The organism is Acidovorax sp. 94 (assembly GCF_003634645.1).
Taxonomy (GTDB): domain Bacteria; phylum Pseudomonadota; class Gammaproteobacteria; order Burkholderiales; family Burkholderiaceae_C; genus Acidovorax; species Acidovorax facilis.
The window spans coordinates 3,570,001-3,594,883 of record NZ_RBJA01000001.1 but is presented as its reverse complement, the minus strand read 5'-3'; the positions used below and the strand labels follow the sequence as shown (position 1 = coordinate 3,594,883).

The following is a 24,883-nucleotide window of genomic DNA, read 5'->3' as shown; positions in this document are numbered from 1 at the left end:
GTCAGAACGGCGCAATGCCCAGCAGGGCTGCCGCCTGCAGGGCCGTGGTGCGCGCTGCTTCCGGGGTGGCTGCGGTGATGTTGAGGTGCCCCATCTTGCGGCCGCGTTTGGCGTCGCGCTTGCCATACAGGTGCAGGTGTGTGCCGGGCAGGGCCAGCACCTCGGCCCAGGGGGGCATCTGCGCGGCGTCGCCGTGCGCAAACCACAGGTCGCCCAGAAGGTTGAGCATCACGGCGGGGCTGTGCTGGCGCGGCTGCGTGAGCGGCAGGCGCGCCATGGTGCGTACCTGCAGCTCGAACTGCGACACATCGCAGGCGTTCTGGCTGTAGTGGCCGCTGTTGTGTGGGCGCGGGGCGATCTCGTTCACCACCAGGCTGCCGTCCTGCAGCACAAAGAACTCCACGCAGAGCACGCCGACGTATTGCAAACCATTTGCTATCGAAACTGCAGCTGCTACCGCTTGCTGGGCAAGCGCTGGAGGCAGATTTTGTTCAAAAACCTCCGTCACCGCCAGAATCCCGTCGCGGTGCAGGTTGCGCTGCACGGGCAGGTGCACGGTGGCGCCGTCCGCGCCGCGCGCCACGATCACCGAGCATTCCAGCGCCAGCGGCAGCATCTTCTCCAGCACGCAGGGCACCTTGCCGACAGAGTCCCAGGCAGCGGCCAGCTCGGCGGGCGTCTTCACGCGCACCTGGCCCTTGCCGTCGTAGCCCATGCGGGCCGTCTTCAGGATGCCTGGTAACAGATCAGAAGAAACTGCAGCCAGTTGCTCCGCCGTTTCGATCACCGCATACGGCGCACAAGGCACGCCGCAGGCCACGAAGTGGGCCTTTTCCCGCGCACGGTCTTGCGCCACCGACACAGCGCTGGCGGCGGGCGACACGGGGCGTTGCGCAGCCAGGGCGGCCAGCGCGGCAGCGGGTACGTTTTCGAACTCGGTGGTCACCGCATCCGACAGGCGGGCCAGCTCGGCCAGGCCTTGCGGATCTTCATAGCCGGTCTGGATGTGGTGGTGGCTCACCAGCCCGGCGGGGCTGGTGGGATCGGCGTCGAGCACGGCCGTGAAGTAGCCCATGGCCTGCGCCTGGTGCACGAACATGCGGCCCAGCTGGCCGCCGCCGAGCACGCCCAGTGTGCTACCGGGCAGAAGGGGTTGATGGGTGGATTTTTTCATCGCCGGGCCGCCCCAAGATGAAAAAGCGGCCCCCTCGGGGGGCAGCGACCCGCGCAGCGGTGGAGCGTGGGGGTCGTGTTCATGCGGGCGGCAAGGTCATGTTGCGGGCCACTTCCGTCTGCTCGGCACGGAATGCTTCCAGGCGCTGGCGCAGTTCGGGGCTTTCGTTGGCCAGCAGGGCCACGGCGAACAGGGCCGCATTGGCAGCGCCCGCCGTGCCGATCGCGAACGTGGCCACGGGGATGCCCTTGGGCATCTGCACGATGCTGTGCAGCGAATCCACACCCTGCAGGTGGCGGCTGGCCACGGGCACGCCCAGCACGGGCACGGTGGTCTTGGCGGCAATCATGCCGGGGAGGTGGGCGGCGCCACCGGCGCCCGCGATGATGGCTTTGAGGCCCCGGCCCGCGGCGGCCTCGGCGTAGGCAAACATGTCGTCGGGCATGCGGTGGGCCGAGACCACGCGGGCCTCGTGCGCGATGCCGAACTGTTCAAGAATCTGCACTGCATGCTGCATGGTGTCCCAGTCGCTGCTGGAACCCATGACCACGCCGATCTGGATGGGTTTCATGGTGTGGAGGGCGCTGGCGGGCCGGTTGCGCCTGCTATGCCGCTGTAGGTGGAACCCGCGATTTTACTTTTTGCGCCTCCCTTCCCGGCATGGGGCTGTTTCGATGGGCCAAAATAGCGCGCAAACCGCTCCACAGGCCCCTGGCCTCCACACCGCCATGATTGACGTCACCGTAGAAAATTTTGAAGCCGAGGTGGTTGCTGCCTCGATGAACGTGCCCGTGCTGGTGGACTTCTGGGCGCCCTGGTGTGGCCCCTGCAAGTCGCTGGGGCCTGTGCTGGAAAAGCTGGAGACCGACTACGCGGGCCGCTTCAAGCTGGTCAAGATCGATTCGGACCAGGAGCAGCAGCTGGCGGGCATGTTCGGCATCCGCAGCATTCCCACCTGCGTGCTGCTCATGAATGGGCAGCCCGTGGATGGCTTCATGGGCGCCCTGCCCGAAGGCCAGGTGCGCGCCTTCCTGGACAAGCACATCCCCACCGCCGAAGAACTGGTGGCGGAAATCGAGGAAGAAGAAGCCCAGGACGCCCTGGCCGAAGGCGACACCAGTACCGCGCTGGAGAAGCTGCAGCACGCCGTGGTGACCGATCCTTCCAATGACGACGCGCGCTTCGACTACGTCAAGCTGCTGCTGCAGTTGCGTCGCGAGGACGACGCCAAGGTCGCCTTTGCCCCCGTCATCGCCAAGGCCGCAGCCTCGCGCAAGCTGGGTGCATTGAAAGCCTGGATGGATGCTATTGATTTCGTAGCTTCTAACGCTTATGGGGAAAGCGCTGGTGCCGATTTTGATGCAAAAATCGCCGCCAACAAGCGCGACTTTGACACCCGCTACGCCCGCGCCCGCTGGCTCATGGCCGACCAGCGCTGGACGGACGCCATGGACGAACTGCTCGAAATCCTCATGCGCGACAAGGCCTGGGACGAAGAGGCCGCCCGCAAGACCTATGTGGCCATCCTTGAAATCATCGAGCCGCCCAAGGTGAAGGTGGCCGACGGCCAGATCCCGCCCGACGACCCGGTGGTGGCGACTTACCGCCGCCGTTTGTCGAGCGTGGTGCTCAGTTGAGCTGAGCGGGGTTCACCCCACCAAAAAGAAAAGGCCCGGGAAGGGCCTTTGCTTTTGTACAGAACAGACGGAGGCGTCAGGCCGTCAGCCGCTCCAGCGCTTCACGGTACTTGGCGGCGGTCTTTTCGATCACTTCGCGCGGCAGGCGGGGGGCGGGCGCGGTCTTGTCCCAGGGCTTGCCGTTCACCTGGGCTTGCTCCAGCCAGTCGCGCACAAATTGTTTGTCGTAGCTCGGTGGGTTCTGGCCAGCGGCCAGGGCGGCCTCGTAGCCTTCCACGGGCCAGTAGCGCGAGCTGTCGGGCGTGAGCACTTCGTCCATCAGCACCAGCGTGCCATCGGGCGCCAGGCCAAACTCGAATTTCGTGTCGGCAATGATCATGCCTTTGGCGAGCGCGATATCGGCAGCAGCCTTGTAGATCGCAATGCTCAGGTCGCGGATGCGGGTGGCCAGGTCCAGGCCAATCATCTCCACCGTGCGCTCGAACGTGATGTTTTCATCGTGCTCGCCCGCAGCGGCCTTGGCGGCCGGGGTGTAGATGGGCTCGGGCAGCTTGGCGGCATTGGTCAGCCCTTCCGGCAGGGATACCCCGCACACTGCGCGTGATTCCTGGTATTCCTTCCAGCCGCTGCCGGCCAGGTAGCCGCGCACCACGGCTTCGACTGGGATGGGCTGCAGCCGCTGCACCAGCATGGACCGGCCACGGATCTGCGGGGCTTCTTCCGGAGACACCACACTTTCCGGCGCGTCGCCCGTCAGGTGGTTGGGGCAGATATCCCCGAGCTTGTCGAACCAGAACAGCGCCATCTGCGTGAGCAACTCGCCCTTGCCCGGGATGGGCTCGCCCATGATCACGTCAAAGGCCGACAGGCGGTCGCTTGCCACCATCAGGATGCGGTCGTCGCCCACGGCGTAGTTGTCGCGCACCTTGCCGCGTGCCAGCAGGGGCAGCGATGTCAGGGCGGAGGTGTGCAGGGCGTTGGAGCTGGGCTGGGTCATGGTGTCGGTGTGGGCGATCGATGTGCGCTGCAGGCAGGCCGCAAAACGGGGAGTGAAGCGCGGGACCTGGTGAAGTCTTCAAGTGCGTGCGCGCAACCTTTGGATTTTACGCGCGGGTCTGACGCGTGTCTGCGGCAAGGGCTCGGTGGGGGCTCGGCAGGGGCATGTACCGGCGTGCATGAGGGCTCCAGTGCGGACCTGCGCGCTCGGTGAGCTTGCGGCACACTGTGTGGCCCTGAATCTGACAGCGCCACGTTTGGCCGCGCCCCCTGTGCCCTCCACCTCTGCGCTCACTCCCCGCCGCGAACTTTGGCTGCTGCTCACCCTGGCGGGCATTCAGTTCACCCACATCCTTGACTTCATGATCATGATGCCGCTGGGGCCCCGGTTCACGCAGCTGTTTTCCATCAGCGACGCGCAGTTCGGGCTGCTGGTCTCGGCCTACACGCTGTCGGCCGGGGTGTCGGGGTTGCTGGCCTCCACCTACATCGACCGGTTCGGGCGCAAGCGGCTGCTGCTGGTCCTCTACGTCCTGTTTGGGCTGGCCACACTGGCCTGTGGCGTGGCGCCCACCTACGGCACGCTCATGGTGGCGCGCGTTTTGGCGGGGGCATTCGGGGGTGTCTTGTCGGCCCTGTCGCAAACCATCGTGGCTGACGTGATCCCGTTCGAGCGGCGCGGCCGTGCGATGGGCATCGTGATGACCTCGTTCTCGGTATCGACCGTGGCCGGTGTTCCGCTGGGGCTGATCCTTGCCGAGGTGGGCGGCTGGAACATGCCGTTCATTGCGATTGCCGCGATGGTGGGGCTGCTGGCCGTGCTGGCGGCGCGCACCATGCCGGCGATGACGGCCCATGTGCAGGCGGCCAGCGGACGAACGGCGCTGGGCGGCATCGGACAAGTGCTTGTCGACCCGAACCATCGCTGGGCGTTCCTGTTCTCCGCGTTGCTCATGTTTACAGGTTTTACGGTGATTCCCTACATCACCATCTACATGCAGACCAATGCTGGTGTGCGGGCCGACCAGATTCCGGTGGCCTACCTGTGTGGAGGTGTCGCGACCCTGTTCACCGCGCGCCTGTTTGGCCGGTTGACGGACCTGCGCGGCAAGGTGCGAACCTTTCGCTGGCTGGCCCTGGCTGCGGCGCCCTGCCTGTTGGGCATCACGCTGGTGCAGGGGCTGCCGCTGTGGGGCATTCTGGCGGTGTCCACCCTGATGTTTGCCTTTGTGAGCGGCCGGATGATTCCGGGCATGGCCATCGTGGCCTCTGCGGCGCAGGCACCGCTGCGCGGTACCTTCATGACCTTGAACGCATCGGTGCAGTCTGCGGCCATGGGGGCGGCGTCTTTGGTGGGCGGGATGCTGATCAGCCGCGACGCGCAGGGACTGGTGCAGAACTACTGGATGGCGGCGCTGGTGGGTATTGCCGCGAGCCTGCTGTCGATGGTGGTGGCAGGGCGGTTGACGCTGCATGGCGCAGCGCCTTCGGCACGCTGAGCAACTGCCGACTGGCGGGGCGTGTGCTCCCCGGCAACTCAGCCATTGTGCGCGCTTTTTGGGGGCTTGGCACCTTGGCGGGCATAACCCAGCGGGTCGGGGCGGAATGGGATTGCTTTTCAGGAAGGGCGGGGGCATAGTGACTTCACGTCAACGGGATGCATCCAAGTTCGCCGGGCCGCTCCTCTGATCCAGGGCGGCGCTTCTTCCACAGAGAGTGTTACAGGAGACTTATTTATGAACCTGACGATCAGCGGTCACCACCTCGAAGTTACCCCAGCCTTGCGCAACTACGTCACCACCAAGCTGGACCGGATCACCCGCCATTTTGACCAAGTTGTCGACGTCAAGGTACTGCTGACGGTAGAGAAGCAAAAGGAGAAGGAAAAGCGGCAGCGAGCGGAATGCAATATCCATGTGAAGGGCAACGACCTGTTTGCCGAAAGCTCCCACGCCGACCTGTATGCTGCCGTGGATGAACTGGTCGACAAGATGGACCGTCAGGTGGTGCGCCACAAGGATCGCCTGCAGGACCACCACCACGAAGCCGCCAAGCGCGAACTGCACGCTTGATGCGCCAGCCCTGAGCCTGGCACAGCAGCCGCCCCTTTCGGGCGGTTTTTTTGTTGCCCACAGCGCCGCGCTCAGGGTTTTCGCCAATATGTGCATAATTGTTACCCTTGACCATGAACCGACTCGCCTCCATCCTGCCCTCCGCTCAAGTGCTTGTGAGCGTTGACGCCACCAGCAAGAAGCGTGCTTTTGAAGAAGCGGGTCTGCTGTTCGAGAGCCAGCACGGTCTCTCGCGCGCGCTGATCACCGACAGCCTCTTTGCGCGTGAACGCCTGGGCTCCACCGGTCTGGGCCATGGCGTGGCCATTCCCCACGGGCGCATCAAGGGCCTCAAGGCACCGATGGCTGCCGTGTTCCAGCTGCTGAACCCCATCGGGTTCGATGCGCCAGACGAATTGCCTGTGGGCCTGCTGATTTTTCTGCTGGTGCCTGAAGCCGCCACACAGAAGCACCTTGAAATCCTCTCCGAGATTGCCGAACTGCTCAGCGATTCGGCCCTGCGTGAAAGGCTCAAGGCCTGCACCGATGCTGCCGAACTGCACGGCATGATTGCCGGCTGGCAGTCCACGCAAACGGCTTGAGCCTGTCTGGCGCTGCGCACTTTCGCTGATTCGCCGTGAAGCCCAATGTTGTCAGCGCCGATGTTCTGTTTGAGGAATTTCGCGGCCCCCTGAAGTGGGAGTGGGTGGCCGGGCTGGGCGCTTCCGAGCGGCGCTTTGACGAAGTGGCCGTGCGGTCCGCGCGCTCCGGGGCCGATCTGGTCGGCTACCTCAATTACATCCATCCCTACCGCGTCCAGATCCTGGGCGAGCGCGAGATTGCCTATCTGAGCAGCGCGTCTCCCGACGATTGCAAGCGTCGCATTGCCCGCATCGTGACGCTGGAGCCGCCCGTGCTGGTGCTGGCCGACGACCAGACCGCCCCCGATGCGCTGGTGTCGATGTGCGAACGCGCGCAGATCCCGATGTTCTCCACGCACGAGTCCTCGGCGTTTGTGATCGACGTGCTGCGTGCCTACCTGTCCAAGCACTTTGCCGACCGCACCACCATGCACGGCGTGTTCATGGACATTCTTGGCCTGGGGGTGCTGATCACCGGCGAATCTGGCCTGGGGAAAAGCGAGCTGGGCCTGGAGCTGATTTCGCGCGGCAACGGCCTGGTGGCCGACGACGCGGTGGACCTGTACCGCATCAACCAGACCACCATCGAAGGCAAGTGCCCCGATCTGCTGCAGAACCTGCTGGAAGTGCGCGGCATCGGTCTGCTCGATATCCGAGCCATCTTTGGCGAGACGGCCGTGCGCCGCAAGATGCGCCTCAAACTCATCGTGCACCTGGTGCGCAAGGAGACCCTGGAGCGCGACTACGAGCGCCTGCCCTACGAGCCACTCACGCAAGACGTGCTGGGCGTGCCCGTGCTCAAGGTGGTGATCCAGGTGGTGGCTGGCCGCAACATCGCCGTGCTGGTCGAAGCCGCCGTGCGCAACACCATCCTGCAACTGCGCGGCATTGATACCTACCAGGAATTTGTGGAGCGCCATCGCCGCGCCATGGAGCGTGACACCGGCGGTTGAGTTCGCCAACGTCGGGTTGCCAGGAGTCCAGCCCCAAAACAAGCTGGGGCGCACTGTTGGCACCACCACCGCCCGATGCCAGCGCTCCCGTGCAAGGGCCGCCCCGCCGCACCGGGGGCGTCCCCCTCAGGGGGAAGGCGCGCAGCGCCTCAGGGGGAGCTCACTTCTTTGCGCAGGCAGCGCACTGGCCATACAGGGCCATGGTGTGGTCCTGCACCAGCCAGCCCTTGGCCTTGGCCACGGCCTGCTGGCGTTTTTCAATCTCGGGGTCGTAGAACTCCTCCACCTTGCCGCACGACGTGCAGATGAAGTGGTCGTGGTGCTGCCCTTCGTTGAGTTCGTACACCGCCTTGCCGCTCTCGAAATTGCTGCGGATCAGGATGCTGGCCTGCTCGAACTGCGTGAGCACGCGGTAGACCGTGGCCAGGCCAATGTCCGAACGCTCTTCCAGCAGCACGCGGAACACATCTTCGGCCGTCATATGGCGTTGCTCGCCTTTCTGGAAGATCTCCAGAATCTTCAGGCGGGGCAGCGTGGCCTTGAGTCCCGTGCTTTTGAGTTCGTCGATGTTGGTCATGGCATGGTCTTTCGGGATGCGGGCCCGGCCTCAAGGTCAGAAGGCCTGCCGCTACAATGGGGCGATCATATCCTCAGCCCTTTTACCCATGCCCGTCAAAGCCCGTTGCAGCGCCCGCCTGGGCCTGGTCCTTTTGGTCGGTGCCAGCGTGGCAGCCCTGGCCGGTTGCAGTAGTCTGGATGGTGCCAGTACCCGCATTGCCAGCATTGTCACTCCCTACAAAATCGATGTGGTGCAGGGCAATTTTGTGTCGCGCGAGCAGGTCGAGGCGCTCCAGCCCGGCATGAGCCGCCAGCAGGTGCGTGAAATCCTCGGTACGCCGCTGGTCACCAGCCTGTTCCATGCAGACCGCTGGGAATACGTGTTCACGCTCAAGCGCCCCGGTGAAGAAGCCCAGACCCGCAAGCTGACCGTGTATTTCAAGGGCGATGGGCTGGACCGCTCCGAAGGCGACCCCATGCCCACAGAGACCGAGTTCGTGGCCACACTGGGCTCGCGTGGCTCCAAAAGCAAGGTGCCTGTGCTGGAGGCCACACCGGAGCAACTGGCCCGCTACCCTGCGTCGCAACGGCCATCAGCCTCCCCGACTGCGCCCCCGCTGGAGCCTGCTTCTGTCAGTTACCCGCCGCTGGAAGCGCCAGCACGCTGATTTTCGCGATCTGGCCGGTGGGGCAACGGGTAGATCGATGCCCGCCTCACTTCAAAGCCAACGACAACGTACAGGACACTCATGACAGGGACCCCTTCGCCTGCCCCCGCATCCACGCCCTCGCGCCCCCTCCGTGTTGCCGTTGCCGGTGCCTCCGGTCGCATGGGCCGCATGCTGATCGAGGCCCTTCGCGCCAGTGACGACTGTGTGCTGGCAGGCGCGCTGGACGTGCCGTCCAGCCCCGGCATCGGTTCGGATGCCACCGCGTTTCTGGGCCATGCCAGCGGTGTTGCCATCACCGCCGACATTGCTGCGGGCCTGAAAAACGCCGACGTTCTGATTGATTTCACACGCCCTGAGGGCACCCTGGCCCACCTGGCCGTGTGCTGCGAACTCGGGGTAAAAGCCGTGGTGGGTACCACGGGCTTCACCGATGCGCAAAAGGCCGAGATTGCCGTCTTTGCCCAGCGCACCGCCATCGTCATGGCGCCCAACATGAGCGTGGGCGTGAACGTCACCCTCAAGCTGCTGCAGATGGCGGCCAAGGCCATGGCCACGGGCTACGATATCGAGATCATCGAAGCCCACCATCGCCACAAGGTGGATGCGCCCTCGGGCACCGCGCTCAAGATGGGCGAGGTGATTGCCGACGCCATGGGGCGCGATCTCAAGGAATGTGGCGTGTACGCCCGCGAAGGTGTCACTGGTGAGCGCGATCCGTCGAGCATCGGTTTTGCCACCATCCGGGGTGGTGACATCGTGGGCGATCACACCGTGCTGTTCGCGGGCATCGGCGAGCGCATCGAGATCACGCACAAGTCTTCCAGCCGCTCCACCTATGCACAGGGCAGCCTGCGGGCGGTGCGGTTCCTCGCTGGGCACAAGACGGGCATGTTCGACATGTTCGACGTGCTCGGTCTGCAATGAGAAACCCCCTGAGATGCTTCGCATCTTCCCCCTGCAGGGGGACGCCACCCATGGCCTGGCGAAGCCAGTTCCACGGTGGCACTGGCTTCGGGCGCGCCAGTTGCGGGCGATGCGCCAAATAACGAGGTATTGATGGACGCTCTCCACTGGTGGCGCCAGGGCGACGCCGTCACGCAGGGTGCCGCACTGGTGCTCCTGGCCATGTCGGTGGCAAGCTGGGTGGTCATCGTCTGGAAGCTGCGGCTCATGCGCCAGGCCAGTGCCGACGTGGCCCGCTGCACTGCGGCGTTCTGGCAGGCGCCATCCATGGAGGTTGCAGCACAACGTTTGCAGTCTTTTGACCGCGCTGCGCTGGTCTTGCCTCTGGTGGTTGCTGCAAATTCAATAGCAAATCATTCTCTGCCCGATGCCCCGGCCTCATTGGCCAGCGCGGGCAGCCTGTCTCAGCGGTTGACCCGGGTGCTGCGCGATGCCCTGCATGGCGTGCTGGGGCGCCTGCAGTTTGGCCAGGTGCTGCTGGCCACGGTGGGCTCCACCGCGCCGTTCGTGGGGCTGCTGGGCACCGTGTGGGGCATCTACCATGCGCTGACGGCCATGGCGGGCGCGGGCCAGATCACCATCGACCGCGTCTCCGGCCCCGTGGGCGAGGCCCTGGTCATGACGGCGGCCGGGCTGGCCGTGGCCATCCCCGCGGTGCTGGCCTACAACGTGTTTGGGCGGCTGATCGGCCGCATCGAGGCGGACCTGGAAGGGTTTGCGCGCGACCTGCGCGAACTGGTCATTGACACGGCGGCACTCCAGAGTTTGGCAGGCACCACAGAAGGTCTGAGCAATGCGAGCCGACCCGCCGCCGGGCCGCCCCAAGGCGGGTCCGCCCCCATGGGGGGCAGCGAACCACGCGCAGCGGGGAGCGTGGGGGCATGAGTTTCGGCAGACTCGAACGCACCACCGGGCCACAGCCCATGAGCGACATCAACATGACGCCGTTGGTCGATGTGATGCTGGTGCTGGTGGTCATCTTCATCCTCACGGCACCGCTGCTGGCCAGTTCCATCCGGCTCGACCTGCCACGCTCCGAGGGCGCCACGCCCGGTAGTGCGCCGCAGTTCGTTACCCTTGTGGTCGATGCGTCGGGCCAAGCCTTTCTGGACGACCAGCCGCTGTCGCAGAGCGCGTTGGCTGAGCGCCTGCGCCGCATCGGCGCCGAACTGCCCGACACCGAAATCCAGCTGCGCGCTGACGCCGCAGTGCCCTATGGGCGCGTGGTCGAGGTCATGGGCGCAGCGCATCTGGCCGGGCTGCAGCGCATCGGCTTTGTGGCCGAGCCACCGGCCGCAGGCGCGCCGTCTGCCCCTGCCAAGGCCCCCTGAAACCGCCGTGCGCCGCCGTGCCAGCCGGTCTGCACAGGCCACTGGCGGCGGCAGGCGCGGAAGGCGGGGCCTGACAGCCTAAAATCTGCGCAGCGCGGCCCTGCGGCTGCACCTCCCTCTCACCCCCGAGCCCCCATGCAAGACAAATACTCTCCCCAAGACGTCGAGCGCGCCGCCCACGGCCACTGGACCGCCACCGATGCCTACCGCGTGACGGAAGACGCCAACAAGAAGAAGTTCTACGCCTGCTCGATGCTGCCGTACCCCAGCGGCAAGCTGCACATGGGCCACGTGCGCAACTACACCATCAACGACATGCTCACGCGCTACCTGCGCATGAACGGCTACAACGTGCTGATGCCCATGGGCTGGGACGCCTTCGGCCTGCCCGCCGAGAACGCGGCGCTGAAGAATGGTGTGCCCCCTGCCAAGTGGACGTACGAAAACATCGCGTACATGAAGAAGCAGATGCAGGCCATGGGCCTGGCCATCGACTGGAGCCGCGAAGTGGCCACCTGCGACCCCACTTACTACAAGTGGAACCAGTGGCTGTTCCTGAAAATGCTCGAAAAGGGCATTGCCTACCGCAAGACCCAGGTCGTGAACTGGGACCCGGTGGACCAGACCGTGCTGGCCAACGAGCAGGTGATTGACGGCAAGGGCTGGCGCACGGGTGCGGTGGTCGAAAAGCGCGAGATCCCCGGCTACTACCTCAAGATCACCGACTACGCCGAAGAGCTGCTCGATTTTGTGACCGGCGACAAGCTGCCCGGCTGGCCCGAGCGCGTGAAGCTGATGCAGGAGAACTGGATCGGCAAGTCTGAGGGCGTGCGCTTCGCCTTCACGCACGACATTGCGGGCGATGACGGTGCGCTGATCGGCGACGGCAAGATGTACGTGTTCACCACGCGTGCTGACACGATCATGGGCGTGACCTTCTGCGCCGTGGCGCCGGAGCACCCGCTGGCCGCCCACGCCGCCAAGACCAATCCTGCTCTCAGAGCCTTTATCGAAGAATGCAAGAGCGGCGGCACTACCGAGGCCGAGCTGGCTACCCAAGAGAAGAAGGGCGTGCCAACGGGCCTGTTCGTCACCCACCCGCTCACCGACGAAAAGGTCGAGGTCTGGGTCGGCAACTACGTGTTGATGGGCTATGGCGACGGCGCCGTGATGGGCGTGCCCGCGCACGACGAGCGCGACTTCGCGTTCGCCCTCAAGTACGGCATCGAGATCAAGCAGGTCGTGCTGGTCGATGGCGAACACTTCGACTACCACCAATGGAACGACTGGTACGGCGACAAGCAACGCGGCGTGACCATCAACTCCGACAGCTTCAGCGGCCTGTCGTACAAGGAAGCCGTGAACGCCGTGGCCCATGCGCTGGAGCAGAAGGGCCTGGGCGAGAAGAAGACCACCTGGCGCCTGCGCGACTGGGGCGTGAGCCGCCAGCGCTACTGGGGCACGCCGATCCCCATCATCCACTGCGATGAACACGGCGCCGTGCCCGTGCCCGAAAAAGACCTGCCCGTGGTGCTGCCGCAAGACTGTATCCCCGATGGCTCGGGCAACCCGCTGCACAAGCACGAAGGCTTCCACGCGGGCGTGACCTGCCCCGTGTGCGGCAAGCCTGCCCGCCGCGAGACGGACACCATGGACACGTTCGTGGACAGCTCGTGGTACTTCATGCGGTACTGCGACCCCAAGAATGCCGACGCGATGGTGGCCGACGGCACCGCCTACTGGATGCGGGACCAGCAACATGCCGCTGGCGGCAGCGGCATGGACCAGTACATCGGCGGCATCGAACACGCCATCCTGCACCTGCTGTACGCGCGCTTCTGGACCAAGGTCATGCGTGACCTGGGCTTGGTCAAGGTCGATGAGCCCTTCACCAAGCTGCTCACGCAGGGCATGGTGCTCAACCACATCTACAGCCGCCGCACCGCCAAGGGCGGCAAGGACTACTTCTGGCCGCACGATGTGGAGCACGTGCTGGACGAAGGCGGCAAGATCATCGGCGCCAAGCTGAAGAACGAAGCCACCAGCGGCGACGGTATGTTGCCCGTGGGCACGCCCATCGACTACGAGGGCGTGGGCACCATGTCCAAGTCCAAGAACAACGGCGTGGACCCGCAGGACCTGATCGAGAAGTACGGCGCCGACACCGCCCGCCTGTACACCATGTTCACTGCCCCGCCCGAAGCCACGCTGGAGTGGAACGACGCGGCGGTGGAAGGCAGCTACCGCTTCCTGCGCCGGGTGTGGAACTTCGGCCTCAAGCTGTCTGCTATGGATATGGGAGCTGCAAGCGCAAGCGTGGCAAGCGCCAGCAGCCTGAAAGACGTTGAATTTGGCAAAGAAGCCAAGGCCCTGCGCCTGGAGATCCACACCGTGCTCAAGCAGGTGGACTACGACTACCAGCGCATGCAGTACAACACCGTGGTCTCCGGCGCGATGAAGATGATCAACGCGCTCGAAGACTTCAAGGCCACCGACTCGGCTGGTGCTCAGGTGGCGCTGATCGAAGGCTTTGGCATCCTGCTGCGCTGCCTGTACCCGGCCACCCCCCACATTGCGCACAGCCTCTGGAGCGGCCTGGGTTACGCGGCCGAACTGGGCGACCTGCTGGATGCACCCTGGCCCCAGGTCGATGCGAACGCGCTGGTGCAGGACGAGATCGAGCTCATGCTGCAGGTCAACGGCAAGCTGCGCGGCTCCATTCATGTGCCCGCACAGGCCGACAAGGCCGAGATCGAACGCATTGCCTTGGCCAGCGAGACGTTTGTGGCCCAGGCTGCAGGCGCTGTGCCCAAGCGCGTCATTGTGGTGCCTGGCCGCCTCGTGAACGTGGTGGTATAGCCCCCATGAACAAGCGCACACTGCTCTCTCTCGCGCCCGTGGCCCTACTGTCCGCCTGCGGATTTCGGCTGCGGGGCGTGCCCGAGTTCGGGTTTGACTCGCTCTACATCGCAGCACCTGCAGGCTCGCCCCTCGCGCGGGAGTTGCAGCGCACGCTGGAGGGTTCGGGCGGCAAGCTGCAGCTGCTGCGCGACCCGGCGGCCATGCCCACGGCCGATGCCATTCTGGATTTGCTGCAGGAGCAGCAGGAGCGCGCGGTGGTGGGGCTCAATGCCTCGGGCCAGGTGCGCGAACTGCAGCTGCGCCTGCGCATCAGGTTCCGGCTGCGTACCCCGGCAGGTGCCGAACTGATTCCCGAGACCGAGCTGCTGCAGCAGCGCGACATCAGCTACAACGAAACCATCGCCCTGGCCAAGGAGGCTGAGGAAGCGCTGCTCTACCGCAACATGCGGACCGACCTGGTGCAGCAGCTTATGCGCCGCCTGGCAGCGGCCAAGCGCTGAGCCCAGGCGTGGGGCTGTGGCCTCTTGGCGGTAGCGCAGAGCAGCAGGCAGCGACAGCGCCGTGCCGGGCGTTCGTGATGGGCGAGGCGCAGGTGCTCAGGGGGATGTCCGCATGAGCGTACTTTTGCCAAACAGCGACTCCACCAGGTCCACCGCCAGCACCGCCGTGCGGTTGCGCACATCCAGTGCGGGGTTGAGTTCCACAATGTCCAGCGAGGCCAGGCGCCCGCTGTCGGCAATCATCTCCATGCACAACTGCGCCTCGCGGTAGGTGGGGCCTCCCGGCACCGTGGTGCCAACGCCGGGCGCGATGTCGGGGTCCAGAAAGTCCACATCAAAGCTCACATGCAGGTGGGTGTGTGCATCCAGTCCGGCCAGCGCCTGCTGCATGGTCTGGCGCATGCCCACCTCGTCGATGTAGCGCATGTCGAACACCTCCAGGCCCTGCTCATGCACAAAGCGCTTTTCGCCCGCGTCCACGCTGCGGATGCCGATCTGCCGGATCTGCGACGGGCGGAGCGCCGCGCCACCGCCCGGCATGCGGGCCAGCCCGGTCAGCGCCTCGGGGCCGAACCCGCACAGGCAGGCCACGGGCATGCCATGCACATTGCCGCTGGGCGTGAGTGCACTGGTGTTGAAGTCGGCATGGGCATCCAGCCACAGCACCCGCAGCTTCTTGCCCATTTCTGCGCAATGGCGGGCCACGGCGCTGATGCTGCCCAGGCCCAGGCAGTGGTCGCCACCCAGCAGGATGGGCAGGTGGCCCAGTTGCAGCTCGGCATACACGGCGTCAAACACCCGCTGGTTCCACTCCACCACCTCGGGCAGGTGCCGATAACCGTCCACGGGAGGCTGCCAGGGGTTGGCGGGGCCACTCAAGTTGCCCCGGTCAAACACCTGCAGTCCGTGCGACTCCAGCGCTGCCTGCAGGCCCGCCACGCGCAGGGCCTCGGGCCCCATGGAGGCGCCGCGCGCCCCGGCGCCGATGTCGGTGGGGGCGCCGATCAGGCTGGTGGGCTGGGCGCTGCGCAGGGCGTTGGGTGGCATGGTGCGGGGGCTTTCTGGGAAGGCAGTCGATGTCGGTACGGGCGCGTGTACGCGCCCCGGGGGAATTCTCGGGGCTTTGGGCGCCAGTGAATAGCACTGCAGCTGATTAGTTTGCGGTCTCTCTTGTGCACTGTGAGGGCATTTGCTGGCAATGTGCACAGTGCCGGGCCTGCCCAGGCGATAAACTTTGCCGCATGCAAGTCGCCCTGGCCCAACTCTCACCGCATCTTCAACGGGGCCTGTCGCCGCTTTACGTGTTGCATGGCGACGAGCCCCTGCTGCAGCAGGAGGCGGCAGACGCCATCCGCGCCACGGCCCGTGCCCAGGGCTATACCGAACGCACCTCGTACACGGTAGCAGGCGCTCACTTTGACTGGAGCGCTGTGCTGGCAGCTGGCGGCAGCTTGAGCCTGTTTGCCGACAAGCAGATCGTCGAGATCCGCATCCCCTCGGGCAAGCCCGGCAAGGATGGTGGCGTGGCGCTGCAGCAGATTGCTGAATCCGCCAAGGGCAACGACAGCACGCTCACGCTGGTGATGTTGCCGCGCCTTGACAAGGCCACACGCACGGGCGCATGGTTTGCGGCGCTGGAATCCAGCGGCACATCGATCCAGATCGACCCCATCGAGCGCGGCATGCTGCCGCAGTGGATCGCCCAGCGCCTGGCCGCCCAGGGCCAGCGCGTGGTGGCGGGCGAGGAGGGCCAGCGCGCGCTGCAGTTTTTTGCCGACCGGGTGGAGGGCAATCTGCTCGCTGCCCACCAGGAGATCCAAAAGCTCGCATTGCTCCACCCCCCCGGCGAGCTGGCGCAGGCCCAGGTCGAAGCCGCTGTGCTCAACGTCGCGCGCTACGACGTGTTCAAGCTCTCTGAATCCGTGCTCTCAGGCCATACCGCCCGCGTGCAGCGCATGCTCGACGGCCTGCAGGCCGAGGGCGAGGCCGAAGTGCTGGTGCACTGGGCGCTGGCCGAAGACATCCGTGCCTTGAAGCGCGTGAAAGACGCCATGAACGCCGGCCGCCCTCTGCCCATGGCCCTGCGCGAAAACCGGGTGTGGGGCGCCAAGGAAAAGCTGTACGAACGCATCCTGCCCAGGGCCAGCGACGCGGCGCTGGCGCGCCTGCTGCAGTCGGCGCATATCGTGGACGGCATCGTCAAGGGGCTCAAGCAGCCCGATTGGCCCACCGATGGGTGGCAGGCGCTGCAGAGGCTTGCGCTGCAGGTGTGCAGGCTGACCCAGGCCGCGCGGTAAGGTTGGCCGATAAATTTGAGTGTTTTTGGCCCCTGGCGCTTATCCAGAAAGCGCAAGTAGCTATCAAAGATGTAGTGACGGCTTTGTCTGCACGTGGACGTCAGAGCTGCTCCAGCGCCCCGCGCGCTTTGTCCGCCCACATCCGCAGGTTGGCCACCAGATCCTTCTGGCTGAATGAGCAGCTTTCCTCCGAAAACAGCGCGCTCGACTCCAGCCGGTCCAGCAGGTTCAGCAGCACCTCGCCGTAGCGTGGGGGCAGGGCGGCGAGCAGGGTGGTTTGCTGGCGGGCCAGGGTGCTCAGGGTGGCGGCGGTGTGGTCGCCGCGTTCAAAGGCCTGCAAGGCTTCGGTCAGGGCGACGAACTGGGCGGGGGCGGTGGTGGTCATGGCCAAGGATATGCGAGTAGGGCAAGGCCGCAAGGGTAAAGCCAAGTGCGGCAAAATCGCTGGATGAACGCCCTCAACGTCGCCGAATACACGCATTCTCTCGGTCTCCAGGCCAAAACGGCCTCTGCGCTGATGGCCAAAGCGCCAGCAGCTATCAAAAACAAAGCGCTCAAGGCGCTGGCCCGCTTGCTGCGTGAGAACGTGGCTGCGCTGCAGATCGACAACGCCAAAGACCTGGAGCGCGCTGTGGCCAACGGCCTGTCCGAGCCCATGGTGGACCGCCTCAAGCTCAGCCCCAAGGTGCTGGAGACCTGCGCCGAAGGCTGCGAGCAGCTCGCCGCCATGCCCGACATCATTGGCGAGATCCTGGGGATGAAGCAGCAGCCCAGCGGCATCCGCGTGGGCCAGATGCGCGTGCCGATTGGCGTGTTCGGCATGATCTACGAGAGCCGCCCCAATGTGACCATCGAGGCCGCGTCGCTGTCGATCAAAAGCGGCAATGCCTGCATCCTGCGTGGTGGCTCCGAGGCGATTGATTCGAACAAGGCGCTGGCCAAGCTGGTGCAGCAGGCACTGGCGGAGGCGGGCCTGCCGGAGCACGGCGTGCAGCTGGTGCAGACCACGGACCGCGAGGCCGTGGGCCAGCTGATTGCCATGCCGCAGTTTGTGGACGTGATCATCCCGCGCGGCGGCAAGGGGCTGATCGAGCGCATCAGCCGCGATGCCAAGGTGCCCGTGATCAAGCACCTGGACGGCAACTGCCACACCTATGTGGACGACCCCTGCGACATCGCCATGGCGGTGAAGGTGGCCGACAACGCCAAGACCAACAAATACAGCCCCTGCAACGCGAGCGAAGGCCTGCTGGTGGCGCGCGGGGTGGCGGCCGAATTCTTGCCCCAGATCGGCGTGGTGTACGCCGCCAAGGGCGTGGAGATGCGCGGTTGCCCCGAGTCGCTGGCGCTGCTGGCCGACGTGCCTGGCGCACTCCTCACCCCCGCCACGGAGCAGGACTGGAGTGAGGAATACCTGGCCCCGATCATCAGCGTGAAGGTGGTGGCCGGTGTGGACGAGGCCATTGCCCACATCAACCACTATTCGAGCCACCACACCGATGCCATCCTGACGCGTGACCACATGCACGCCCAGCAGTTCCTGCGCGAGGTGGATTCGGCCAGCGTGATGGTGAACGCCAGCACGCGGTTTGCCGATGGTTTTGAGTACGGCCTGGGCGCCGAAATCGGCATTAGCACCGACAAGTTCCATGCGCGTGGGCCGGTGGGCATCGAAGGGCTGACCTCACTCAAGTACGTGGTGCTGGGCGAGGGTGAGGTGCGGGGGTGATTTGCTCCTTGTTTCATAGCTGCTAGCGCTTACCTGTAAAGCGCTAAGGCCCAATTTCTTATGAAAATCATCATCCTCGGCGCGGGCCGTGTGGGCCAGAGCGTGGCAGACAGCCTGGTGTCCGAGCGCAACGACATCACAGTCATCGACACCGATGCCGCCCGCCTGCGCGACCTGGAGTCGCGCTTTGACCTGCGCGGTGTGGTGGGCAATGGCATCGAACCGGCCGTGTTGGCCGAGGCGGGCGCCGAGGACACCGATCTGCTGATCGCCTGCGCTGCACAGGACGAGACCAACCTGGTGTGCTGCAAGGTGGCGCAGCTGGTGTTCAACATCCCCAAGCGCATCGCGCGGGTGCGTTCCAACGGATTCACGCTGGATGAGCGGCTGACCGGCCCCGAGGGCTTTGGCGTGGACCGCATCATCTGCCCCGAAGAGTCCCTGACCCGCTACATCGGCAAGCTGATCGAATACCCCGAGGCCATGCAGGTGCGCGAGTTTGCGGGCGGCCGCGCCTGCCTGGTGTCGGTGCGCGCGCGCGCCGGGGCGCCCATGGTGAGCCACACCATCAGCGAGCTGCGCGAGAGCTTGCCCGACGTGGCCATGCGCCTGGTGGCGATCTACCGGCGGTTTCAGGACGAGCCGGACCGCTTTGTGGCCTGCGATGGCAACACGCGCATCGAGCCGGGCGATGAGGTGTTTGTGCTGGCGGCCAGCGGCCACATTGCCAACGTGCTCACGGCCTTGCACCGGCGCGGGGACCGCCCGGGGCAGCCTGTCCGGCGCATCATGATTGCCGGGGGTGGCCGCGTGGGGCTGCGGCTGGCGCGCCAGCTCAGCAAGGAGCCGGGGCGGTTTCACATCAAGATGATTGAGTCCGACCCTGATCGCTGTATCGAGCTGGCGTCCAGTCTGCCGTCCGATGTGCTGGTGCTGCAGGGCGATACGACGGACGAAGACCTGCTGGGCGGCGAGAGCGTGGAAGAGATCGACCTCTTCCTGGCGCTGACCGATGACGACGAGGACAACATCATGTCGTCCCTGCTGGCCAAGCGCATGGGCGCCAAGCGGGTGCTGGCCCTTATCAATCGGCGCAGCTACGCCGACCTGATGCACGGCACGCAGATCGACATTGCGCTGTCGCCTGCGCAGGCCATGCTGGGCGAGCTCCTGGCCTATGTGCGCCAGGGCGATGTGCAGGCCGTGCACAGTCTGCGCCGTGGCGTGGCTGAAGCGCTGGAGATCGTGGCGCGCGGCGACCGCAAAAGCTCGCGCGTGGTCGGCCGCAAGGTCAGCGACCTGCAGTTGCCGCACGAGGTGCACATGGGCCTGATCGTGCGCGGCCTGCCGGATTCGCCGGACGTGCCGTCTGATGATTTGCGCGAACCCCAAGTGATCATCCCGCGCAGCTCCACCGTCATCGAGAGCAACGACCACGTGGTGTTCTTCCTGCCGCACAAGCGGCTGGTGCGTGACGTGGAAAAGCTCTTCCGCGTGAGCGCCACTTTCTTCTGACGCAGGGCCTGCGAGGACGACGCCATGGTGGACATGTTTCCCGTGCTGCGGGTGCTGGGCATCCTGATCATGATCTTTGCGCTGACCATGGGGCTGCCGTTGTCGGTGTCGTGGTTCCTGCGCGATGGGGTGTGGCACATCTATCCCGTGGCCATGGCTGCGACCCTGGCCGTAGGCTGCGGCCTGTGGTGGAAGCTGCGCCTGTTTCGGCGCGAGCTGCAGCCGCGCCATGGCGTGATGCTGGTCACGCTGGTCTGGGTGCTGCTGCCGCTGTTTGCGGCGCTGCCGCTGATGCTGGTCACCCATGAAATCGGCCGGCCCATGTCGTTCACCCATGCGTACTTCGAGGCGGTGTCGGGCCTGACCACCACTGGGTCCACGGTGCTCACCGGGCTCGACGCATTGCCCGTGTCCATGAACGTGTGGCGCACCTTTTTGCAGTGGGTGGGGGGCATGGGCATCCTGATCCTGGCCGTGGCGGTGTTGCCCTTGCTGGGCGTGGGCGGCAGTCAGCTGTTCAAGGCCGAGGCGGCGGGCCCGGTGAAGGATGCCAAGCTCACCCCGCGCATGACCGAAACCGCGAAAGGGCTGTGGGGGGTGTACGCGCTGTTTTCCACGGCGTGTGCGCTGGCGTACTGGGCGGGGGGCATGGACCCGGTGAACGCGCTGATGTACATGTTTTCCACGGTGAGCCTGGGGGGACTGTCGCCCCACGACACCAGCTTCGGTTTTTATCAGTCGCCCTTGCTGGAAGCCATTGCCGTGGGCTTCATGCTGGTGGCCAGTTGCAACTTTGCGCTGTATTTTGTGGCTATTCGCAAAGGCCACTGGCAGGGGTTCTGGCGCGACCCCGAACTGCGCGCCACCTTGTTCACGCTGGTGGGCGGGGGGCTGCTGGTGTCGGTGCTGCTGTGGGTGAAAGGCGTGTATGCGCCGCTCGATGCGCTGCGCTACGGCATGTTCAACCTGGTGTCGATTGCCACCACCACCGGCTACGCCACGGTGGACTACCTGAGCTGGCCGGTGTTTGCGCCCGTGTTCATGCTGCTGCTGTCGGGCGTGGCGACCAGCGCGGGCTCCACCGGGTGCGGCATCAAGATGGTCCGCATGCTCATCCTGCTCAAGCAGGCGCGGCGCGAGATGAACCGCCTGGTGCACCCCCGCGCCGTGCAGCCGGTGCGCCTGGGCGATGCGGTGGTGGACAACCGGGTGATCTTCTCGGTGCTCGCCTTCATGCTGGTGTATGGCGCCACCATCATTGGCCTGAGCATGGTGCTGCTGCTCACCGACCTGGATCCGGTGACCGCGTTCTCCGCTGTGATCGCCAGCGTCAATTGCATGGGGCCGGGGCTGGGCAGCGTGGGGCCAGCGTCCAACTACGCCGTATTGACGGACTTTCAGGTGTGGGTGTGCACGCTGGCCATGCTGCTGGGGCGGCTGGAGATTCTGAGCTTCATGGCCTTGCTCACCCCGGCGTTTTGGCGGCGCTGAGCGGGGGCAGCCCGAATAATCCGCCCGGCGGGCTTGCGAAGGCCGGTCACGCCCCAACCCTACAATGGATTGCAATCGTTCCCGTCTCCTCTGAGGGCTTCCCATGGTTCCGCATCTCATCACGGCCCTGACAGGGCCGATCAACGAACTCGAACAGCGCGTTCTCGACTCGATGCCCGCCATCGAACGCTGGTTCCGGCTGGAGTGGATGGAGCACACGCCGCCGTTCTATACCTCGGTGGACATCCGCAATGCCGGCTTCAAGCTCGCGCCCGTGGACACCAACCTGTTCCCCGGCGGCTGGAACAACCTGACCAAGGAGATGCTGCCCCTGGCCGTGCAGGCCGCCATGGCTGCCATCGAGAAGATCTGCCCCGAGGCGCGCAACCTCTTGATCATTCCGGAGAACCACACACGCAACACCTTCTACCTGGCCAACGTGGTGCAGCTGCAGCGCATCTTCAACATGGCCGGGCTCAACGTGCGCGTGGGCTCCATCAGCCCCGAAATCAAGAAGCCCACGCTGATCGAGCTGCCCAACGGAGACACGGTGACGCTGGAACCCGTGGTGCGCACCAAGCGCCGCCTGGGTCTCAAGGACTTTGACCCCTGCACCATCCTGCTCAACAACGATCTCTCGGCCGGCGCCCCCGGCATCCTGGAAGACATCCACGAGCAGTACCTGCTGCCCCCGCTGCACGCGGGCTGGAGCGTGCGCCGCAAGAGCACCCACTTCAAGAACTACGAAGAGGTGGCCAAGCGTTTTGGCAAGATGCTGGGCATCGACCCCTGGCTCATCAACCCCATGTACAGCCAGTGCGACGAGGTGGACTTTGCCGAAGACAAAGGCATGGACAAGCTGCAGACCACGGTGGATGCGCTTTTGACCAAGGTGCGCCGCAAGTACAAGGAATACGGCATCAACGAAAAGCCGTTTGTCATCGTCAAGGCCAACAACGGCACCTACGGCATGGGCATCATGACCGTGCGCGATGCCAAGGAGCTGGACGCGGTCAACCGCAAGACCAAGAACAAGATGGCCGTCATCAAGGACGGCCAGCCGGTCAACGACCTCATCATCCAGGAAGGCGTGTTGACCCAAGAGCGTGTGCACGAGGCCGTGGCCGAGCCTGTGGTCTACATGATGGACCGCTATGTGGTGGGCGGTTTCTACCGCATGCATGCCGAGCGCGGCGTGGACGAAAACCTCAATGCACCGGGCGCCAGCTTCGTGCCGCTGGCCTTTGAGCACAGCACCCACATGCCCCAGCCTGGCGTGCGCCCGGGGGTGAGTGCGCCCAACCGCTTCTATATGTATGGCGTGGTGGGTCGCCTGGCGATGCTGGCAGCCAGCTATGAGCTGGAGGCCACCAACCCCGACGCCGAGGTGTACGACTAGCCTCTTCCCTGAATTGCCCACGGCGCGTTCCTGCCAGGCAGGGGACGCTGCCTGCCACGTCGGCCCACGACTGCCAAGGGTGAGTTGCTGCGTTGCAACATAGGGTGTGGCCTCCAGGCGCTTGATTGGGCGCAAGCGCACAATAGCGTTCCCAAAAGTAACGGAACCCGGCGACCCTTGTGTGCCGGGTGCGGTCAGTGCAAAGCTCCAAGTCATCGCTCGCAGCGCTCACGCTGGGCGCCATCGGTGTTGTGTATGGCGATATCGGCACCAGTGTGCTGTATGCCGTCAAAGAAGTGTTCGGGTCCGGCCATGTGCCGTTCACGCAAGACAACATCTACGGCATTCTTTCGATCTTCTTCTGGACGCTGACCGTCATTGTTTCGCTGAAATACGTGGTGCTGGTGCTGCGCGCCGACAACCATGGCGAAGGCGGGCTGATCGCGATGCTGGCCCTGGCTTCGCAGGCCGTGAAGGACAAACCCCGGCTGCGTGGCGTGCTGCTGGCAGTGGGCATCTTCGGCACCTCGCTGTTTTATGGTGACGGCGTCATCACCCCCGCCATTTCGGTGTTGTCGGCGGTGGAAGGGCTTGAGGTGGTCTCGCCCCACTTCAAGCAGTACGTGATTCCCATCACACTGGTCGTGCTGTTTTGCCTGTTTGCCGTACAAAAGCGCGGGACCAGCGGGATCGGCAAGTTCTTCGGGCCCATCACGCTGGTGTGGTTTTTCAGCATTGCCCTCCTGGGGGTCTCTCACATCGTGGGCCACCCCGAAATCCTCTGGGCGTTGAGCCCGCACCATGCAGTCGGGTTCATGTGGGCCAACCCGGGCACCAGCTTCATCATCCTGGGTGCGGTGGTGTTGTGCGTGACCGGCGCCGAGGCCCTGTATGCCGATCTGGGCCACTTTGGCAAGCGGCCCATTCGCTTGGCTTGGTTTGGCGTGGCCATGCCGGCGCTCACGCTCAATTACTTTGGCCAGGGCGCACTGCTGCTGGCCGAGCCCGAAGCCGTGAAGAACCCCTTCTACATGATGGCACCCGACTGGGCGCTGATCCCGCTGGTGGTGCTGGCCACCATGGCCACGGTGATCGCGTCGCAAGCCCTTATCACTGGCGCCTTCAGCGTGACCAAGCAGGTGATTCAGTTGGGCTACCTGCCCCGACTGAATATCCAGCACACCAGCGTGCGCGACACGGGGCAGATTTACATGCCGCTGGTCAACTGGGGGCTGTTCGCCGCCATCGTTCTTGCGGTGGTGATGTTCCGCTCGTCCAGCAACCTGGCGGCGGCTTACGGCATTGCCGTGACGCTGGACATGCTGATCACCACCACGCTGACTTTCTTCGTGATCCGCTATGGCTGGGGCTACCCGCTGGCGCTGTGTATTGCGGCCACCGGCTGTTTCTTTGTGGTGGACCTGGCGTTTTTTGCGTCCAACCTGCTCAAGCTGTTCCAGGGCGGCTGGTTCCCGCTGCTGATTGGGGGCATCGTGTTCTCGTTGATGATGACGTGGAAAGAAGGGCGCCGCCTGCTGAATGACAAGTTGCGTGCCGACGCAATCGACCTCAAGGACTTCCTAGAGTCGGTGTTCGTCAGTCCGCCCACGCGCGTGGATGGCACCGCAGTGTTCCTCACTGCCGAAACCGGCGCGGTGCCCAATGCGCTTTTGCACAATCTCAAGCACAACAAGGTGCTGCATCAGCAGAACCTGTTCGTCACGGTGCACAACCACGAAACCCCCTGGATCGGCTTGGACAAGCGCCTGCAGGTCGAACCGCTGGGCCACGACTGCTGGCAGGTGGTGATCCACTACGGCTTCAAGAACGACCCCGATGTGCCCCGCGCGCTGGAACTGCTGCGCGGCCGGGGCTGCGAGCTGGAGGCCATGACGACCAGCTACTTCCTCTCGCGCGATACGGTCATCCCCACCATGGGCGGCGGCATGGCCCCCTGGCGCGAAAAGCTGTTTGCCCAGATGCACCACAACGCCAGCGGCGCGGCAGACTTCCTGCACCTGCCGAACAATGCCGTGGTCGAACTCGGGTCCAAGATCGAGATTTGAACAGGTTCTAAGGTGTTTTCAGGCCCTGGCGCTTGGCGGCCTCAAATCT

At 64.9% G+C, this 24,883-nt stretch carries 23 protein-coding genes; 17 read left to right on the top strand and 6 right to left on the bottom strand.

All coding sequences use genetic code 11. From position 1 onward, the window contains the following. Position 1 precedes the first annotated feature (1 nt). Positions 2–1,174 carry a 5-(carboxyamino)imidazole ribonucleotide synthase gene (locus tag C8C94_RS16580; RefSeq protein WP_121421481.1) on the bottom strand — a complete coding sequence of 391 codons (1,173 nt, stop codon included), beginning with the start codon at positions 1,172–1,174 and terminating at the stop codon, positions 2–4. A gap of 79 nt (positions 1,175–1,253) precedes the next feature. Beyond that, positions 1,254–1,745, bottom strand: a complete 492-nt coding sequence (gene purE, locus C8C94_RS16575) for a 5-(carboxyamino)imidazole ribonucleotide mutase (protein WP_121421480.1) — start codon at positions 1,743–1,745, stop codon at positions 1,254–1,256. 157 nt (positions 1,746–1,902) lie between these two features. Between purE and trxA the strand changes: the two genes are divergently transcribed. Beyond that, the gene (gene trxA / locus C8C94_RS16570) at positions 1,903–2,811 is read left to right on the top strand and encodes a thioredoxin (RefSeq protein ID WP_121422917.1); all 909 of its coding nucleotides are present in this window, start codon (positions 1,903–1,905) and stop codon (positions 2,809–2,811) included. Positions 2,812–2,887: 76 nt separating this feature from the next. Here trxA and C8C94_RS16565 read toward each other — a convergent pair whose 3' ends face one another. Next, positions 2,888–3,808: a phosphoribosylaminoimidazolesuccinocarboxamide synthase gene (locus C8C94_RS16565; RefSeq protein WP_121421479.1), complete on the bottom strand. Its 921-nt coding sequence runs from the start codon at positions 3,806–3,808 to the stop codon at positions 2,888–2,890. Positions 3,809–4,079: 271 nt separating this feature from the next. Between C8C94_RS16565 and C8C94_RS16560 the strand changes: the two genes are divergently transcribed. The 4 genes from C8C94_RS16560 to hprK all read left to right on the top strand — a co-directional run bounded on the left by C8C94_RS16560 (position 4,080) and on the right by hprK (position 7,452). Further along, positions 4,080–5,306: an MFS transporter gene (locus C8C94_RS16560; RefSeq protein ID WP_121422916.1), complete on the top strand. Its 1,227-nt coding sequence runs from the start codon at positions 4,080–4,082 to the stop codon at positions 5,304–5,306. Positions 5,307–5,543: 237 nt separating this feature from the next. Beyond that, positions 5,544–5,879 carry a ribosome hibernation-promoting factor, HPF/YfiA family gene (hpf, locus tag C8C94_RS16555; RefSeq protein ID WP_010464246.1) on the top strand — a complete coding sequence of 112 codons (336 nt, stop codon included), beginning with the start codon at positions 5,544–5,546 and terminating at the stop codon, positions 5,877–5,879. 113 nt (positions 5,880–5,992) lie between these two features. After that, entirely contained in the window at positions 5,993–6,460 is a 468-nt protein-coding gene (locus C8C94_RS16550) for a PTS sugar transporter subunit IIA (protein WP_055395439.1), read from the top strand. 35 nt (positions 6,461–6,495) lie between these two features. Beyond that, positions 6,496–7,452, top strand: a complete 957-nt coding sequence (hprK, locus tag C8C94_RS16545; RefSeq protein ID WP_055395437.1) for an HPr(Ser) kinase/phosphatase — start codon at positions 6,496–6,498, stop codon at positions 7,450–7,452. 160 nt (positions 7,453–7,612) lie between these two features. Here the strand turns inward: hprK and fur are convergent, their stop codons facing one another. Further along, entirely contained in the window at positions 7,613–8,029 is a 417-nt protein-coding gene (gene fur, locus C8C94_RS16540; protein ID WP_121421478.1) for a ferric iron uptake transcriptional regulator, read from the bottom strand. 88 nt (positions 8,030–8,117) lie between these two features. Here fur and C8C94_RS16535 point away from each other — a divergent pair, with 88 nt between their 5' ends. The 6 genes from C8C94_RS16535 to lptE all read left to right on the top strand — a co-directional run bounded on the left by C8C94_RS16535 (position 8,118) and on the right by lptE (position 14,337). After that, entirely contained in the window at positions 8,118–8,678 is a 561-nt protein-coding gene (locus C8C94_RS16535) for an outer membrane protein assembly factor BamE (RefSeq protein WP_055395435.1), read from the top strand. 81 nt (positions 8,679–8,759) lie between these two features. After that, positions 8,760–9,605: a 4-hydroxy-tetrahydrodipicolinate reductase gene (gene dapB, locus C8C94_RS16530; protein ID WP_121421477.1), complete on the top strand. Its 846-nt coding sequence runs from the start codon at positions 8,760–8,762 to the stop codon at positions 9,603–9,605. A gap of 132 nt (positions 9,606–9,737) precedes the next feature. Next, on the top strand, positions 9,738–10,529 hold the full coding sequence (locus C8C94_RS16525; protein WP_121421476.1) for a MotA/TolQ/ExbB proton channel family protein: 792 nt from the start codon (positions 9,738–9,740) through the stop codon (positions 10,527–10,529). Further along, complete coding sequence (locus C8C94_RS16520) at positions 10,526–10,975, top strand: biopolymer transporter ExbD (protein ID WP_121421475.1); 450 nt, start codon at positions 10,526–10,528, stop codon at positions 10,973–10,975. The genes C8C94_RS16525 and C8C94_RS16520 overlap by 4 nt, the downstream gene beginning before the upstream one ends. A gap of 135 nt (positions 10,976–11,110) precedes the next feature. Further along, positions 11,111–13,834, top strand: a complete 2,724-nt coding sequence (gene leuS, locus C8C94_RS16515) for a leucine--tRNA ligase (protein WP_121421474.1) — start codon at positions 11,111–11,113, stop codon at positions 13,832–13,834. Positions 13,835–13,839: 5 nt separating this feature from the next. Beyond that, positions 13,840–14,337: an LPS assembly lipoprotein LptE gene (gene lptE, locus C8C94_RS16510; RefSeq protein ID WP_121421473.1), complete on the top strand. Its 498-nt coding sequence runs from the start codon at positions 13,840–13,842 to the stop codon at positions 14,335–14,337. 96 nt (positions 14,338–14,433) lie between these two features. On the opposite strand, the gene rocF is transcribed toward lptE, so the two are convergent. Next, positions 14,434–15,384 carry an arginase gene (gene rocF / locus C8C94_RS16505; protein WP_121421472.1) on the bottom strand — a complete coding sequence of 317 codons (951 nt, stop codon included), beginning with the start codon at positions 15,382–15,384 and terminating at the stop codon, positions 14,434–14,436. A gap of 194 nt (positions 15,385–15,578) precedes the next feature. Here rocF and holA point away from each other — a divergent pair, with 194 nt between their 5' ends. Further along, positions 15,579–16,634, top strand: a complete 1,056-nt coding sequence (holA, locus tag C8C94_RS16500) for a DNA polymerase III subunit delta (protein ID WP_121421471.1) — start codon at positions 15,579–15,581, stop codon at positions 16,632–16,634. A 100-nt stretch (positions 16,635–16,734) separates the two neighbouring features. Here holA and C8C94_RS16495 read toward each other — a convergent pair whose 3' ends face one another. Beyond that, positions 16,735–17,019, bottom strand: coding sequence for a hypothetical protein (locus C8C94_RS16495; RefSeq protein ID WP_121421470.1), 285 nt, complete (start codon positions 17,017–17,019; stop codon positions 16,735–16,737). Positions 17,020–17,082: 63 nt separating this feature from the next. On the opposite strand from C8C94_RS16495, the gene C8C94_RS16490 reads away from it, so the two are divergent. The 5 genes from C8C94_RS16490 (at position 17,083) to C8C94_RS16470 (ending at position 24,834) form a co-directional block, all read left to right on the top strand. Next, entirely contained in the window at positions 17,083–18,363 is a 1,281-nt protein-coding gene (locus tag C8C94_RS16490; RefSeq protein WP_121421469.1) for a glutamate-5-semialdehyde dehydrogenase, read from the top strand. 60 nt (positions 18,364–18,423) lie between these two features. Then, on the top strand, positions 18,424–19,878 hold the full coding sequence (gene trkA / locus C8C94_RS16485; protein WP_121421468.1) for a Trk system potassium transporter TrkA: 1,455 nt from the start codon (positions 18,424–18,426) through the stop codon (positions 19,876–19,878). Positions 19,879–19,902: 24 nt separating this feature from the next. After that, positions 19,903–21,369, top strand: coding sequence for a TrkH family potassium uptake protein (locus C8C94_RS16480; protein ID WP_121421467.1), 1,467 nt, complete (start codon positions 19,903–19,905; stop codon positions 21,367–21,369). Positions 21,370–21,472: 103 nt separating this feature from the next. Then, positions 21,473–22,768, top strand: a complete 1,296-nt coding sequence (gene gshA, locus C8C94_RS16475) for a glutamate--cysteine ligase (RefSeq protein ID WP_055395416.1) — start codon at positions 21,473–21,475, stop codon at positions 22,766–22,768. 197 nt (positions 22,769–22,965) lie between these two features. Next, positions 22,966–24,834: a potassium transporter Kup gene (locus C8C94_RS16470; protein ID WP_121421466.1), complete on the top strand. Its 1,869-nt coding sequence runs from the start codon at positions 22,966–22,968 to the stop codon at positions 24,832–24,834. The last annotated feature ends 49 nt before the right edge of the window (positions 24,835–24,883 follow it).